Raw genomic sequence first — 14,102 nt, 5'->3', positions numbered from 1 at the left:
TACGACCGGAGAAGTCGGCCTTGCGATGAGCCTCGGATTCAGCGCTGAAGGGGCTTGCCGGGCGCGCATCACTCGACCACCACCACAAACTCTGCGACAATCCGCTTTCTGCCGCGCCATGCGGCAACGTGATAGAAAGCCACCGTGTATGACACTGCCTAAAAAACCCGACGCCGCCCGTCTCGACAAGATCGTGGCCGATGCCCGCAAGGCTGCGGAAACGCGCGAATCCGGCTACCGGGCGCGTTCCCTGAAAATGTATCCCTGGATTTGCGGCCGCTGCATGCGCGAATTCACCAACGCGAACGTGTCGCAGCTGACGGTGCACCATCGCGACCACAACCACGACAACAATCCGCCCGATGGCAGCAACTGGGAGCTGCTGTGCCTGTACTGCCACGACAACGAGCACTCGCGCTACCTGGAAGCGGACCGCGGTGCCGGGCTGCTGTCGGCCGAGGTGGCGCCGGCCACGCACAACCCGTTCGCCGCCTTGGCGGGGCTGATGAAGAAAAAAGACTGATCAGCCCGCATCGCTACGGCTGCCATCGCGGGTGGGCCGCGTCGGCGGTCGTGCGCTCGCCGGCGGCATGTTCCTGGCGCAGCCGATCCAGCAGCGTGGCCGTGCGATTTTGCATGGCAAGCCGGCTCCTGAAGGGGCGGCAAGTGTTTTCAGACAATCAGGAGCATAGCGTATGTTGATAAATGGTACGGGCGGCGCCGCCCGTGGATGGCTGTTGGGCATGCTGCTGTGCCTTGTGACGGCCGGAGCGTTTGCGCACGGCGTCTCCGAGTCGGACCAGAGTTTCCTGCAAGGTGCCACCGGCGTGCACTTCCTGCCCTATCTGTACCTGGGCGCCAAGCACATGGTGACCGGCTACGACCATCTGCTGTTCCTGTGCGGCGTGATCTTCTTCCTGTACCGGATGAAGGATATCGGCGTGTATGTGACCCTGTTCGCGCTCGGCCACAGCACCACCTTGCTGCTTGGGGTGCTCAACGGCTGGCATATCAACGCCTACCTGGTGGACGCCATCATCGGCCTGTCGATCGTCTACCGCGCCTTCGATAACCTGGGCGGCTTCAAGACCGTGTTCGGGTTTCAGCCGAACAAAAAGGCGGCGGTGCTGATCTTCGGTTTCTTCCACGGCCTGGGGCTGGCGACCAAGCTGCAGGATTTTTCCCTGTCGCCCGACGGCCTGGTACCGAACATGATCGCTTTCAACCTCGGGGTGGAGCTCGGCCAGCTGCTCGCGCTCGGCATGATTTTGATCGTGGTGCGCTACTGGCGCACAACCGCCAGTTTCGCCCGGCACGCCTTGACCAGCAATTTTGCGCTCATGAGCGCCGGCTTTGTTCTTGCCGGCCTCCAGTTCACCGGCTATATCAGTCAATAGGAAAGTCCATGTCCTTGCCTTCATCGAACGCCGGCGTTGTCGCGCCTAAAAAAGAACTCTTGCGCGGCTGTCTCGTCGCCGCTGCGGTGGCCGCCGTGCTGCTCACCGTCGCTGTCCTGCCTGCCGAGTACGGGATTGATCCGACTGGTGCGGGGAGGGCGCTCGGCCTGACCAAGCTGCACAGTGCCGCAGCGCCCCCTGTCGAAGCGGCTAAGAGTGCGGCCACGCCGGCGCCAGCGCCAAAAGGATCGACTGTCTCGGCCCCGGGTGAAGTACGCGCTCTCACCATCGCGTCGAAGCAGACGGTTGCTTACCGGGCCGACACGCAGGAGATTACCTTGCCTCCCGGCAAAGGCGTGGAGGTGAAGACCCATCTTGCGAAAGGCGCGACCTTGATCTTTTCCTGGAAAACGACGAAAGGCGAAGCGCTCAACCATGACTTTCATGGCGAGCCGGTCAATGCCAAGGGCGACGAGTTCGAAAGCTTCATCCTCGAGAACGACGTCAGCCAGTCCAGCGGCGCCCTGATCGCACCGTTCACGGGGGTGCACGGCTGGTACTGGAAGAACAAGACCGACGAACCGGTGACGGTGGTGCTGCAGGCCAGCGGCTTTTACACGGATATCTTCAAAAAATAGGGCCAACGCCCAGACGGCATGCCGGCTCGCCAGCACCGGCAATACTGGGCGCCGCCGGGTCTAATGAAGTAGTTGTCCGTGGTCAACATTCTCGCAGCACATCCGTGACCTGCGTTCATAAAGTTTCCCTAAGAAAAGTTATATTTATCGGGTGTCAAGCTGATGCCGGGTGCCGGCCGGCCCGGCTGCCCGCGACCCAGCGTCGCCCTTTTCTGGAGAACTCATGACCACCACCGTACGCAGCCCTCTCGACGCCCTGCATGCAGGCGACCCCGATTACTGCATGTTCGTACTTTGGGACATGGACCTGGGCGACGACGTGTCCGCCACCTTTGCCACCCTGTCGCACGTGTCGGCCGACTTCGACATGGAAGCCATGATCCTGAGCGGCGACGATGGCAGTACCGCGTACTGGTTTCCGGAAAATGAATTTCTGCACACCATGTGGACGGGCGAGGCCCCGGAGGAGGGCAGCGCCTACGAGGTACTCATCGGCGGCGAGGACAACGACATCATGCACGGCCGCGACGGCGCCGACCTGCTGTTCGGCCAGGATGGCAACGATATCCTCCAGGATGTGCATGGCAATAATCTGTTGCACGGTGGCGCTGGCGACGACCTGATCGAAGGGGCGGGGCAGAGCTTGTACGTCGGCGGGACGGGCAATGACAACATCACCGCGTGGGGTGCCGATTTCACGATCGCCTTCAACGCGGGTGACGGGCTCGATACCGTCACCTTGTGCGCCCGCGGCGCTGCCGCCGTTTCGGTGGGCGGCGGCATCCGCGAGCCGGAGATGTTCCTTGCCCGCTCGGGCAGCGATCTGATGCTTATGACCAGCGCGACGGAAGGCATGGCGTTTGCCGGCTGGTACGACAATCCCGCGCCGGACGGCTTCCGGCTACAGGTGCTCGATGACGCCGGCGGGGAGGGCGCCTTGAGCGGGCTCTACGACATGCTGCCGTTGATCGCCGCCTTCGATGCGATGTACGGCGCCGATCCCGCAACCGGCGCATGGTATTTTGCCGCGCAGCTCGATCAGGCTCGCCTGGAGACCGGCGACAGCCCGCTCGGCGGAGACCTGGCACAGCTGTATGCAGTCAATCCTGGCGGCATCGACATCACCGGCAGCAATGCGGCCCTGTGGTACGACGCCTACGGCCATACCGAAAGCCTGGGCATGCTGCTGTAAGGGGTGGCGCGGCATCTTGCGGCCGGACTGGCGCAAGATGCCGCGTGCGCCGGTCCTCAGTGCACGCCGGCCTGTGCACCCTTCGACCACGGCGTGCCCGGCGCCCGCAGGTATTCGCGCGCCACATACCCCCATGGCAGCACCAGCACCACCAGCACGATGCCGGCCGCGCAGGCGAACAGCGTCTCGGCGGCATACTCGTCCAGGCCCGGCCCCATCCACATCGGCAGGGCGAAGGCGACGACCCAGATGATTTTCCAGGCCAGCTCGAACAGGAGCAGCGGCAGCATGCGCAGCGGATAGCGCAACCCCAGTAGCGACAGCAGGCACAGGGCGCCGAGCAGCGAGCGCACCACGGTGCTGGCATTGGCCGCCACGCTTGACGGGGCAATGATGGTCGGCCACATGGTCACGCCCAGCCCCAACACCAGCAGCAGGTACATTGCTCTTAACAGGGACAGTCTCAGGGTGCTGATGTCGTTCATGGTGCGGCTCCTTATGGGTTGGTGGGTGGTGAAACGTCAGTGCGAATTGAGTGAGGGCGAGGGCGCGGCCATGCGCTCCCATGCCGGGATGTCGATGCCCTTGAACAGCAGGCACAGGCAGAATGCGCTTTCGCCGAAAAACGATGGCACCAGGATCGCCGGGAACACGGCGGCGTGCAGGGAAGGCGAGAGCACCATGATGAAGGTGTTGACCAGGTAGCACAGGCCGGCAAGCTGCATCATCGCGCCGATCAGCGGCGGGAAATAGCCGGACTTGCGGATCAGGTGGCCGATGATGATGCATTCGACCCCGAAGAACATCAACGCCACCGCGAACGCATGCGAGTGCCCGACAATGGCCAGGTAAGCCGTCGCCTGCGCCTGTTGCAAGTCCATCCCGAGCGTGGCGCCGGACAGCAGCGGCGTCAGGGCGCCTTGCAGCTGCAGGGTGCTGACGCTTTCGACCGCCAGCGACACCAGCGCGAAGAACATGGCCAGCAGGGTCAGGTGTTTGTTCACCGGGCGCAGCAGTACGTACCAGGTCAGCGACATCGCGACCGCGCACAGCAGCAGCAGCAACTGGCCGGCGATGCCCACCCGCCACAGCCATTCCGAGGCTACGATGCGCTGGGCCGTCTCGGCCGCGTTGCCGGCCACGACCAGGCTGTTACGGATGACCGTCTCGCCCAGCAGGCCGATGACGATGATGACGAGGTACAGCGCGCCGGCGATGCGCGCGGTACGCTGCGCATCCTTGCCGCCGATGGCATTCTGATGATGGTCCGGCATGGTGTTCTCCCTTGGTGAGGCAGGCAATCGATCGGTGCGGCTAGTGTGTATCCGGGCTGGCGGCGGCGCTTTACTCGACGTCGCGCAGCACTTTCTCGACGGCGGCCACGCGCGTTTTCACTTCCGCCAGGTGGCCGTGGATGGCTGCCAGCGCGGCGGCCGTTTCGATCTGGGCCGCCGCTGCCTGCGCCGCGAGCTGGCGGTACGCCTCGTCGCTGGCCAGGCGCGCCTTGGCCTGCTGGATGGCGGCAAAATACTTCATGCCGAAAATGAGCAGGACGGTGGCGAGCGGCAGGCCGATGGTGATCAAATAAACGTGTTCGGACATGGTGTTGGTCTACTTCTCAAGGTTGATGGTGAGGGACTTGACTGCCTCGGCAATCGCTTCCGGGGTCAGCGCTACCGCAAAGCTGCCCGCTTCAAAATAATTGAGCGCTTTGCCGTCGTGCGAGAGTTCGAGACAGCTGGTAACGAGGCCGGCTTGTTCGAGCTTCTGGAGATGCAGGTGCAGCAGCGGCCGGCTGATGCCAATGTCGCGTGCAAGCTGGCTGACGTAATTGCGTCCGCCCGATGCGAGGGCCGCGATGATGCGCAGCCGGTGCGGATTGGCAAGCGCGGACAGGATCGTCAGCAACTGGTCTCCTTCGATTGGTGGTTTATTTTCTTTCACCTGTAAAGATTATCTGACACGTGACAGGCAGTCAAGAAATTTTTCAGCGGCCGGGCGCGCCGCACGGGGCGCAAGGGGCCTGCCGGCGGCGCGACTCTGATAAACTGCGGCGACTGTTGTGTTTGTCTTGAACCCGCCCGCCGTAACGCCGATGTCAGTTCCCCTGGAACGCTGAACCGGGTCCGACGGCCCGCGTGTGGCGGGGTCGAGGTGCAAACGCGGCAAAAGTACCGTTTCCAAGCGCTGCCGCCAGGCAGGTCGAGCAGAACTTGTCGAGGTGCTCAATGCCCGGCTCCGGTCCGGAGTCTCCCTTGCCTTGCCCTGTACGCGACCTGCTGGTGGCATTGATCCGCCATTTTCACAGGGATGCCATGTCTTACCTCCAAACACTCGATACCATAGTCACCACCATTGTCCAGCCGGCAGCTCCCGCCACCGACCGCGATGCCCGGTTTCCGCGCGCCGCCATCGATGCGCTGGGCCAGGCCGGCCTGCTCGGCCTTGTCAGCAGCAAGGACGTGGGCGGCATGGGCCTGGGCCTGCCCGAGGCAGCGCAGCTGGTCGAGCGCCTGGCCAAGGCCTGCCCGTCGACGGCGATGGTCGTCTGCATGCACCTGTGCGCGGCCACCGTGCTGGAAAAATTCGCCAGCGAGAACGTGCGCCGCGACGTCGCTTGCGGCCGCCACCTGAGCACCCTGGCCTGGTCCGACAACGGCTCGCGCAGCCACTTCTGGGCCCCGGTCGGCACGGCGCGCCAGGATGGCGACAGCATCGTCATCGACGGCAGCAAATCGATGGTCACCGCCGCCGGCGAAGCCGATTCGTACGTGTGGTCGACCGCGCCGGTGGCCTTGGCGGGCGCCAGCACCCTGTGGCTGGTCGACAGCAAGAGCGCCGGCCTGAGCGAACCGAAAGCGTTCGACGGCATGGGCTTGCGCGGCAACCGTTCATCGCCACTGAGCGCGGCGGGCGTGCGCGTCGCGCCGGCCGCGATGCTGGGCGTTGACGGCGGCGGCTTCGACATCATGATCGGCGCCGTGCTGCCGGTGTTCTCGACCCTGGTCGCCTCGTCCTCGCTGGGCCAGATGGACGCCGTGCTGGAAGCGGCATGCGCGCACGCCGCCGGCAGCAAGCTCGAACACCTGGGCAGCTCGCTGGCCGAACTGCCGACCATCCGCGCCTACCTGGCACGGGCCCGCATCCAGGCCGACATGGTGCGCACGCTGCGCGACGACACGCTCGCCGCGCTGGCGGCCAACCGTCCGGACGCCATGCTGCGCGTGATGCAGGTCAAGGCGGCAGCGGCCGAAGCGGCGCTGGAAGTGACCGACACCGCCATGCGCGTGTGCGGCGGCGCGGCCTTCCGCAAGGATGTCGGCATCGAACGCTACTTCCGCGATGCGCGCGCCGCATCGGTCATGGCACCGACCTCCGACGTGCTGTTCGACTTCATTGGCAAGGCCGTTTGCGGCATGCCGGTGTTCGGTTAAGGGGCGCGCGATGAATACACCATTGATGATGGGCGCGGTGGCCTACGCACCGAAAGTCGTGACGATCTGGGAAGGCTTCAAGGAGTACTTCCGGCGCCACGACTTTGAATTCGACTACATCCTGTACTCCAACTACGAGCGCCAGGTCGAAGCGCAGTTCAACGGCAGCATTGCGCTGGCGTGGAATTCGCCGCTGGCCTGGGTACGGGCCGAGCGCATGGCGCGCGCCCGCGGCCAGGAGGTGGCGGCGCTGGCCATGCGCGACAGCGATTGCGACCTGACGTCGGTGCTGGTCACGCGTACCGGCCCGCTGGTCACGCTGGAACAGCTCAAGGGCAAGACGATCGGCTTTGGCGCCATCGACTCGCCCCAGGCGCACCTGATTCCGCTCGACCTGCTGCGCCAGCACGGCATGCTGGCCGGGCGCGATTACACGGCGCGCCGCTTCGACGTTTTGGGGGGCAAGCACGGCGACCATATCGGCGGCGAACGCGATGCCGCGCTGGCGCTGATGGCCGGCGAGATCGATGCCGCCTGGATGATCGACAGTAATCACATGGCCTTCTCGCGCGAAGGCCTGCTGCCGGCCGGCGCCACCGCGATCATGGCGCGCACGGCGCCGTTCGACCATTGCAATTTCACGGTCAGCCCTGGCGCGCCCGCGGCGCAGATTGCACGCTTCGGCGAACTGCTGCTGGCCATGAGCTGGGACGACCCGGAAGTGCGCCCGCTGCTCGAACTGGAAGGCCTGAAAACCTGGCTGCCGGGGCGCGTAAGCGGCTACGACGCGCTGGTGCGCGCGGTGGACGACGAGCGCTTCTACGATGCGGAAGGGAAGATCCTTGCTGCCGACTATCGATATTGAGGGTCTCGGTTTCGACGCCGGCGCCCATCTGCTGGTCAAGCACGGCTTGCAGCAGCTGGCGCCCGGCGAGACCCTGGATGTTACCGGCGCTGGTGCTGGCTGGGACGGGCAGCTGAGCGCATGGTGCCGCAGCCAGGGGCACCCGTGCACGGCGCTTGACGTGGACGGGCGCAGATTGGTGCGCGTGACGCGCGGCGGCGCGTCGGCGGGCCGCTGGCGCGCGGCGCTGCACAGCGGCCACGCCGATCCGCGCGCCGACGGCGCCATCGCCGATCAGGCCAAGGCCCAGTGGGGCCTGGCGGCACGCGGCGCGACGGTGGAGGCGGGTTCGCCGGCCATGCAATTCCGCCTCGATCAGAAAGAGGAAGTGTGGGCCGAACGGGCTGCCGATTTGTATGCGCAGGCCGCGGCGGCGCAGTGGGACCCGGAGACGGCGATCGACTGGAGGGCCGAGTTCACCTTGCCCGACATCGTCGAAGACGCGGTGGTGCAGGTGCTGACCTACATGATCGAAAATGAAGTGGCGGCGCTGGTGGTGCCGGCGCGCTTTTTGGGACAGGTGCACCCGCACTACCGCGAAGTGCAGGCGGTGCTGGCGATCCAGGTGGCCGACGAAGCGCGCCACATCGAGGTGTTCACGCGCCGCGTGCGCCTCAAGGGCCGCGAGCCGGGCCTGTCGACGGCGGGCGGACAAAGCTCGCTCAAGACGCTGCTCGATGAGCAGGATTTTTCGGTGGCCGAGTTTTTGCTGTCGGTGCTGGGGGAGGGGACCTTTGTCAGCCTGCTGCATTTCCTGCACGCGTACGCGCCCGATCCGGTCACGCGCCAGATCGCGCGCCTGGCCGCGCGCGATGAAGCGCGCCATGTCGCCTTCGGCATGACGCACCTGGCGGCGCGGCTCGAACGCGAGCCTGCCTTTCGCACACGCCTGGCCAACGCGGTCCAGTCGCGCAACGATGCGCTGGCGGCCAGTTCGGGCTTGAACGAAGAGGTGTTCGACGCGCTGATCCTGCTGGCGGCGGGCGAACTGACGCCGGCGGCGGTCGCGGCCGGCTACCTGCGCGTGCAGCAGCTGATGGTGGACATGGCCGAGGGGCGCCAGTCGCGCCTGGAGCGGCTGGGTTTCTCAAAAACCGAGGCGCAGCAGTTGTCGGCCCTGCATACGCGTAACTTCATGTAGCGTCACCCGAAAGTGGATGCAGCTGTGGCGCTGCCCACGAAAATGCTGGCAATCGTGCATTTTTGGTAGTGTTAGCTGGTAAGCTTGCCTGGGCAGGTGCATCCGCCCTGCTGAGAAGTCGATTACTCTTGGGGAGAATTCCGATGCTCGTATCCAAGTCTCACTTCACCGCCTGCGCGCTGGCTGCCGCGCTCAGCGGCGTTGCCGGCCAGAGCTGCGCCGCCAGCGCGTCCGCCCAGATCAGCAATGTCCGTATCGAACTGATCGACCTCGATCTCAACGACCAGATCACGCCGTGGATTCAATACGGCTACCGTGACTATGCCATGAACGCCATGCTGAACGATGGCCAGGAATTCCAGGAAATTTACTGGCCGGGCAGCGTGCTGCTGAGCAAACCCTATGGCGAGGCGGCGGCCATGGTGTCGGACGGCATGATGCGCTCGAGCGTGCAAATCAGCTATTCGGGCCAGGCGGGCGGCGACCATTTCTCGGCGATCGGTTCGGACTGGCGCACGTTCGCGCTCTCGCCCAACACGCAGCTCAGGCTGACCTTGTCGGTATCGCTGCAAGCTGACCACGGCCAGGGCGAGAGCAGCCGCGCAGTGGCGTCGATCTACGGCGACGTCAGCGCCTTCGACCAGTCGGGCACGCCCGAACATTTCGAAGACAGACTCCAGAACGTTTCCGGCGCGCGCACGGTCGATTACCGCTCGACGCTCAGCACCGGGCAATCGGCTGGATCTGGCACCATCGGCTGGGCCGCCTACAGCTACGCCCAGGGACGCGCCGCGCCCGTGCCGGAGCCGGCAAGCTACGCCATGCTGCTGGCCGGCCTTGCCGCCATCGGCGCGTGTCGCTTGCGCCGCCGGGGCTGACTGCCTGGCGCACGCCGCAGCTTGTGGCCCGGGGCAAGGATGGTCGTCGACTGAAATCGGGGCAAAACCGAATCCTCCCGCGAACCTCGCCTGACGGGCAGCGTTATCCCCTACGACATTCCCTGCGTGAAGAGGGGCGTTTCATCAGGCACGATGGGGGGCGTCATGCCTCCACATCAGGCAACCTTGGCAGGCTTCTTGAACGGACTGCGTTCGGGCGCGTCATCATGCTCGATGCCCAGCAGCAGATGCTTGATCATCTTGTTGAGCACCGGCTGGCGGTGGCGCACCAGGATGCCGAAGGTCTGCGGCTTGGCGCCCAGGGCCGCTTTCGGTTCGAGTGCGGTGCGGCCGAACGACACCTGTTTGCAGCCCATCGACAAGGCGTCGGCGATGCCGGCGTGCAGCAGCCGCAGATAGATCGGCAGGTCGGCCGCCGCCGCGCGGTTGAAACCGATGTGGTAGGCGATCGAGGTGTCGCCATCGGCCACCGAGATCAGGAAACCGAGCATCTCTCCATCGCGCTTGAGTACGCTGCAGCGGAAGCGCTCGCCGGCCGCCTTTTGCAGCGCCGGGAAATACTCGGCTCGCAGCTCGAACGGGCGGAATCCGGCGTTGACCTGCACTTCCTTGTAGAGCCCGTGAATCTGCTCGCGCACGGCGTCCAGGTCGCTTAACTGTTCGAGCGTGCAGGCCGCCTCGTCCAAGGTCTTGAAGACGGCGTTGCGCACGCCGCTGCGGTATTTGGAGGCCAGGCTGGCCAGGTAGTCGTCGTAGTGCTTCCAGTCGTCCTGCAGGGCCAGCACCATGTTCGGTTCCGTTTCCACGTAACGGTAGCTCAGGTGTTCGAGGTGCGCCGCGTGATCGGTGTGGGGCGCGTGCAAGTCCTTGATCATGATGAAGTGGGTCTTGCCGACCAGCTTGTCGGCTTGGCGCACGCGGTACAGCACTTCGGCTACGCCATGCCAGGCCAGCTTGGGATCGGCGCCGGGCGCCATGGCGATGCCGTGCTGGCCGAAGGTCAGCAGGTTGCCGCAGCTGAGGATGCGCTGGGTGGTCTTTTTCGCCAGCTCGTCGAGCGGGGCGGGGCGCGTGGAGGCAGCCTGGCTCTTGGCCGGGCGCGCCTGCGCCAGGTTGAGGTCGGCAATCTGCATGTACACGGCCGCGACCGGCATGCGCTCGGCGCCGGCGCCGCTGTAAATCAGGGCGTAGCGCGGCGACAGATTGTGCGGCAGCACCTGTTCGAGCGACTTGAGGTAGGCGAAGGACATGAAGAAGCCGGCGTGGTCCGCCAAAGCCTGCCAGGCGCCGGCGTCGAGCAGTTCGATCGAATCGGCGATGGCGTAGTTCAGGTCGGCGGGGCCGCGCAGACGCTTGCGTTCGCGGCTGCGTTCGGAGAGCGAGGCTTTGATGGAGCGGAGTTTTTCAGGGATGTTCATGGACGTGGTGTTGTTATCGTTATTGAAATGCCGGTGAGCGCGATTCTACAGCGCTGGCGGCGACAGCGGTAAGTACAGCGAGGCTGGCACGGATGAAGCAGGGGGCAGGGCCGTCAACACGTGATCGGCCGCAAGCGGGCCAGCGGGCTACTGCCCGCCGTCGCGGCGGGCAGTGTCGGGCCGTTATGTACCGGTCAACGCGGCGATGACAGGGTCGCCGGCCCAGTCGGCAAGCGCGGGCCGACCGGATTTTTCAGTGGAACTGACACCTGTGAGCGTGCTCAGATGGTTCAGCCAGCCATCAAGGAGACGGTAGCCGAAAACCAGCGCTGCAATGAACAGGATCGTCAGGACATTCACGCTCAGATTGGCGCTCACGTCCTTGAGCCAGCCGATGAGGCCTTTGCGTGCACGTTGATGGGCAAGGATCGTGGCCAACTGTTGACCAATCGCCGTTGTCATGAATTCGGCTTCCAGCCTCGCCTTTCTCGATTCAAGCGTTGCGTCAAGAAATGCATTTGCCAAGGTCACCGCCCGTCGCTGATACATGGCAATTCCCATCGGCGTCTTCGCCGCGCGTTCAAAGGCGCTCATCTCGTCCGACGTGGGTGCGCGTCCCGTGGACGACGCGATCTCTGAACAGGTTTCCACCTTATGCTGCTTGTATTGCGTGTAAGCAAGCGTATCGCCCGGATCCGGTACCAGCAGGCTGTACACGCTTTGGCGGGTAGTCATGTCGATCCGTCGCTGTCGTCCGGCAGCGCCCGGGCCTTGATGGTCTCGCTTGCGTAGATGCTGTTGAGCCTTTTGTTCGCAATCCTGAACGCTTCCCGTATTTCTTCAAGGCTGAACTGGGTCGTTGGCGACGGCCACAGATCGGCGTCCGCCGCGACGGCCTCGGAATCGCATGGCCCGGGCGGCGCTTTCCCGGGGGATGTGAAAACGTCGCCGCGCCTGTCCATCTCGCGTAGCATTTCGGCCGCACGGCGGTTGATTGCCAACAGCGTTTTTCTATCCATAACGAATGCCATGGTGCACCTTTTTATCGGGGATAGTCGAGCCATTCCGCCGGTCCTGTGCGAGAGAGGCGCACCTCAAGTCATGGGCGATCCTTCCCAGGCAGCGAGCGGCTTGTTACATCGTTTGACCACGTCCATCCGGTCTGGTTCAATATCGACGCGATTTCCCTGCAAGATGGCTGGCCACTGCGAGCGGCCGTGGAAGATTGGCGACCAGTGCCAGGACCTTTCCTGCGCGACCGGCACTGGCTACGTCCCATCCCACCCATTCTTGTTTTCCTCGGCGGTCAGTTCGGCATCGAGCGCGAACATGGCTTCGAGTTCCTCGCGCGCCTGCTTGGCCACCGACAGGAACTGTTCCTTGTCCTTGTAATACGGATATATCTTGTCCAGGCTGCGCAGGTTGAACATGCGGAACTTGCTGGCCGCCTGGCGCGCCTGGTAAGCGCCGAATCCGAGCTCGTGCAGCACATCGCGCCCCAGCATCAGCGCCGCTTCGAACGTCTCGCGCTGGATGATGGTCACGCCGCGGTCGCGCAGGTCGAAATAATGGGTCACGTTGCGCGCCCGCGCCATGATTTTCAAGGTGGGAAACTCGCGCCGCACCGCATCGACCAGCTTCAGGCTGTCGTCGATATCGTCGACCGCCACCACCAGCGCGCGGGCCCTTGCCGCGCCGGCCGCGTGCAGCAGGTCGATGCGGGTCACGTCGCCGTAAAAGACTTCGCTGCCGAAGCGGCGCACCAGGTCGATCTGGTCCGGGTCGTGGTCGAGCACGGTCAGCTTGACGCCGTTGGCGGTCAGCAGGCGCCCGACGATCTGGCCGAAGCGCCCGAAGCCGGCAATGATCACATGCTCGTCGTTGGGGACGATCTTGTCGGCCTGGCGCTTCTTGTCGGCGCGGTAGCGCGGCGCGATCAGGCGGTCGTGCGCGATCAGCAGCAGCGGCGTGACCACCATCGACAGCGCCACCACGACCACCAGGATGGACGCCACCTCGGCGCTGAATACCTTGGCCGCCTCGGCCGCGCCGAACACGACGAAGGCAAACTCCCCGCCCTGCGACAAGATGAAGGCGAACAGCGCCTGCTGGCTGCGCGGAATCTCGGCCAGCTTGCTGATCCCGTACAGCACCGCGATCTTGATGCACAAGAAGGCCGCCACCAGCCCCAGGATCAGCCATGGCTGCGCCATGAACACGCCGAAGTCGACCGACATGCCGACCGCGATGAAAAACAGCCCCAGCAGCAAGCCCTTGAACGGCTCCAGGTCGGTCTCGAGCGCGTGGCGGTATTCGGAGTCGGCCAGCAGCATGCCGGCCATGAAGGCGCCCAGCGCCATCGACATGCCGACCCACTGCATCAGGAGCGCAATGGCAATGACCAGCAGCAGCGCAAACGCGGTAAAGATCTCGCGCAGGCCGGTCTTGACGATGATGCGCAGCAGCGGACGCACCAGGTGGCGTCCGGCGAAGATCAGGCCGCCGATGACGGCGACCACCTTGAGCGCGCCCAGCCAGCCCTGTTCGGACCCTTCGGCGGCGGCCACGCCCAGGAGCGGCACCACGGCGATCATGGGAATGGCGGCCATGTCCTGGAACAGCAAAATGGCGAAGCTGGCCGAGCCGGTCGGGGTGGTCATCAGGTTGCGCTCGTCCAGGGTGGCCAGCGCGATCGCGGTCGACGACAGCGACAGCCCGAGGGAGGCAATCAGCGCCACCTTCCAGTCGATGCCGGCCAGCATGGCGGCCGCGCACAGGGCGCCGCTCACGCCCAGCACCTGGGCCGCGCCGCGTCCGAAAATGGCGCGCCGCATGGCCCACAGGCGCTTCGGTTCGAGTTCGAGGCCGATCACGAACAGCAGCAGCACCACGCCGAATTCGGAAATGTGCAGGATGTCTTCGACCTCGCCGATCAGGCCCAGCCCCCATGGGCCGATGGCGATGCCGGCCAGCAGGTAGCCGAGGACGGCGCCCAGGCCAAGTTTTTTGGCGATCGGTACGGCAATCACCGCCGCCGCCAGGTAGATCAGTGCGTTAAGCAGCAAACCGTGTTCCATCG

General features: G+C 64.8%; 16 protein-coding genes. 8 read left to right on the top strand and 8 right to left on the bottom strand.

The genetic code is table 11. The features are described 5' to 3' along the window. The first annotated feature begins 148 nt into the window (after positions 1 to 148). The 4 genes from CR152_RS26720 (at position 149) to CR152_RS26705 (ending at position 3,227) form a co-directional block, all read left to right on the top strand. Positions 149 to 523, top strand: coding sequence for a YajD family HNH nuclease (locus CR152_RS26720; protein ID WP_099880086.1), 375 nt, complete (start codon positions 149 to 151; stop codon positions 521 to 523). A gap of 172 nt (positions 524 to 695) precedes the next feature. Continuing rightward, entirely contained in the window at positions 696 to 1,397 is a 702-nt protein-coding gene (locus CR152_RS26715) for a HupE/UreJ family protein (protein ID WP_099880084.1), read from the top strand. A gap of 8 nt (positions 1,398 to 1,405) precedes the next feature. Beyond that, entirely contained in the window at positions 1,406 to 2,035 is a 630-nt protein-coding gene (locus CR152_RS26710) for a hypothetical protein (RefSeq protein WP_099880082.1), read from the top strand. Between the two features lie 223 nt (positions 2,036 to 2,258). Then, entirely contained in the window at positions 2,259 to 3,227 is a 969-nt protein-coding gene (locus tag CR152_RS26705) for a calcium-binding protein (protein WP_099880080.1), read from the top strand. A 56-nt stretch (positions 3,228 to 3,283) separates the two neighbouring features. Here CR152_RS26705 and CR152_RS26700 read toward each other — a convergent pair whose 3' ends face one another. The 4 genes from CR152_RS26700 to CR152_RS26685 form a co-directional block, all read right to left on the bottom strand. Next, the gene (locus tag CR152_RS26700) at positions 3,284 to 3,712 is read right to left on the bottom strand and encodes a hypothetical protein (RefSeq protein WP_157778751.1); all 429 of its coding nucleotides are present in this window, start codon (positions 3,710 to 3,712) and stop codon (positions 3,284 to 3,286) included. Positions 3,713 to 3,748: 36 nt separating this feature from the next. After that, positions 3,749 to 4,501, bottom strand: a complete 753-nt coding sequence (locus CR152_RS26695) for a DUF4386 domain-containing protein (protein WP_099880076.1) — start codon at positions 4,499 to 4,501, stop codon at positions 3,749 to 3,751. 70 nt (positions 4,502 to 4,571) lie between these two features. After that, positions 4,572 to 4,829 (bottom strand): hypothetical protein, encoded by a 258-nt coding sequence (locus CR152_RS26690; RefSeq protein WP_099880074.1) that lies wholly within the window; start codon positions 4,827 to 4,829, stop codon positions 4,572 to 4,574. Positions 4,830 to 4,838: 9 nt separating this feature from the next. Further along, entirely contained in the window at positions 4,839 to 5,135 is a 297-nt protein-coding gene (locus CR152_RS26685; protein ID WP_229413622.1) for an ArsR/SmtB family transcription factor, read from the bottom strand. Between the two features lie 407 nt (positions 5,136 to 5,542). Between CR152_RS26685 and CR152_RS26680 the strand changes: the two genes are divergently transcribed. From CR152_RS26680 to CR152_RS26665, 4 genes are all read left to right on the top strand, one after another. After that, positions 5,543 to 6,661, top strand: a complete 1,119-nt coding sequence (locus tag CR152_RS26680; protein WP_099880070.1) for an acyl-CoA dehydrogenase family protein — start codon at positions 5,543 to 5,545, stop codon at positions 6,659 to 6,661. 10 nt (positions 6,662 to 6,671) lie between these two features. After that, positions 6,672 to 7,526: a phosphate/phosphite/phosphonate ABC transporter substrate-binding protein gene (locus CR152_RS26675; RefSeq protein WP_099880068.1), complete on the top strand. Its 855-nt coding sequence runs from the start codon at positions 6,672 to 6,674 to the stop codon at positions 7,524 to 7,526. Then, the gene (locus tag CR152_RS26670; RefSeq protein ID WP_229413621.1) at positions 7,504 to 8,706 is read left to right on the top strand and encodes a ferritin-like domain-containing protein; all 1,203 of its coding nucleotides are present in this window, start codon (positions 7,504 to 7,506) and stop codon (positions 8,704 to 8,706) included. Before CR152_RS26675 ends, CR152_RS26670 begins: the two co-directional genes overlap by 23 nt. Positions 8,707 to 8,849: 143 nt before the next feature. After that, on the top strand, positions 8,850 to 9,584 hold the full coding sequence (locus CR152_RS26665) for a PEP-CTERM sorting domain-containing protein (RefSeq protein WP_229413619.1): 735 nt from the start codon (positions 8,850 to 8,852) through the stop codon (positions 9,582 to 9,584). A 176-nt stretch (positions 9,585 to 9,760) separates the two neighbouring features. On the opposite strand, the gene CR152_RS26660 is transcribed toward CR152_RS26665, so the two are convergent. The 4 genes from CR152_RS26660 to kefC form a co-directional block, all read right to left on the bottom strand. Beyond that, a complete protein-coding gene (locus CR152_RS26660) occupies positions 9,761 to 11,023 on the bottom strand; it encodes a GNAT family N-acetyltransferase (protein ID WP_099880064.1) in 1,263 nt (420 codons plus the stop codon). Positions 11,024 to 11,206: 183 nt separating this feature from the next. Then, complete coding sequence (locus CR152_RS26655; protein ID WP_099880062.1) at positions 11,207 to 11,758, bottom strand: hypothetical protein; 552 nt, start codon at positions 11,756 to 11,758, stop codon at positions 11,207 to 11,209. Further along, positions 11,755 to 12,054, bottom strand: coding sequence for a hypothetical protein (locus CR152_RS26650; RefSeq protein WP_157778750.1), 300 nt, complete (start codon positions 12,052 to 12,054; stop codon positions 11,755 to 11,757). Before CR152_RS26650 ends, CR152_RS26655 begins: the two co-directional genes overlap by 4 nt. Positions 12,055 to 12,291: 237 nt before the next feature. Next, the gene (gene kefC, locus CR152_RS26645) at positions 12,292 to 14,100 is read right to left on the bottom strand and encodes a glutathione-regulated potassium-efflux system protein KefC (protein ID WP_099880058.1); all 1,809 of its coding nucleotides are present in this window, start codon (positions 14,098 to 14,100) and stop codon (positions 12,292 to 12,294) included. Positions 14,101 to 14,102 lie beyond the last annotated feature (2 nt).

Source organism: Massilia violaceinigra (assembly GCF_002752675.1).
In the GTDB taxonomy this organism is placed as follows: domain Bacteria; phylum Pseudomonadota; class Gammaproteobacteria; order Burkholderiales; family Burkholderiaceae_D; genus Telluria_A; species Telluria_A violaceinigra.
This window is presented reverse-complemented; position numbering and strand designations above follow the sequence as displayed.

What these genes read in the sequence shown, in the direction of transcription:
- CR152_RS26720 (WP_099880086.1), top strand. Translation starts at nt 149, where the DNA reads ATGACACTGCCTAAAAAACCCGACGCCGCCCGTCTCGACAAGATCGTG.
- CR152_RS26715 (WP_099880084.1), top strand. Translation starts at nt 696, where the DNA reads ATGTTGATAAATGGTACGGGCGGCGCCGCCCGTGGATGGCTGTTGGGC.
- CR152_RS26710 (WP_099880082.1), top strand. Translation starts at nt 1,406, where the DNA reads ATGTCCTTGCCTTCATCGAACGCCGGCGTTGTCGCGCCTAAAAAAGAA.
- CR152_RS26705 (WP_099880080.1), top strand. Translation starts at nt 2,259, where the DNA reads ATGACCACCACCGTACGCAGCCCTCTCGACGCCCTGCATGCAGGCGAC.
- CR152_RS26700 (WP_157778751.1), bottom strand. Translation starts at nt 3,712, where the DNA reads ATGAACGACATCAGCACCCTGAGACTGTCCCTGTTAAGAGCAATGTAC.
- CR152_RS26695 (WP_099880076.1), bottom strand. Translation starts at nt 4,501, where the DNA reads ATGCCGGACCATCATCAGAATGCCATCGGCGGCAAGGATGCGCAGCGT.
- CR152_RS26690 (WP_099880074.1), bottom strand. Translation starts at nt 4,829, where the DNA reads ATGTCCGAACACGTTTATTTGATCACCATCGGCCTGCCGCTCGCCACC.
- CR152_RS26680 (WP_099880070.1), top strand. Translation starts at nt 5,543, where the DNA reads ATGTCTTACCTCCAAACACTCGATACCATAGTCACCACCATTGTCCAG.
- CR152_RS26675 (WP_099880068.1), top strand. Translation starts at nt 6,672, where the DNA reads ATGAATACACCATTGATGATGGGCGCGGTGGCCTACGCACCGAAAGTC.
- CR152_RS26665 (WP_229413619.1), top strand. Translation starts at nt 8,850, where the DNA reads ATGCTCGTATCCAAGTCTCACTTCACCGCCTGCGCGCTGGCTGCCGCG.
- CR152_RS26660 (WP_099880064.1), bottom strand. Translation starts at nt 11,023, where the DNA reads ATGAACATCCCTGAAAAACTCCGCTCCATCAAAGCCTCGCTCTCCGAA.
- CR152_RS26655 (WP_099880062.1), bottom strand. Translation starts at nt 11,758, where the DNA reads ATGACTACCCGCCAAAGCGTGTACAGCCTGCTGGTACCGGATCCGGGC.
- CR152_RS26650 (WP_157778750.1), bottom strand. Translation starts at nt 12,054, where the DNA reads ATGGCATTCGTTATGGATAGAAAAACGCTGTTGGCAATCAACCGCCGT.
- kefC (WP_099880058.1), bottom strand. Translation starts at nt 14,100, where the DNA reads ATGGAACACGGTTTGCTGCTTAACGCACTGATCTACCTGGCGGCGGCG.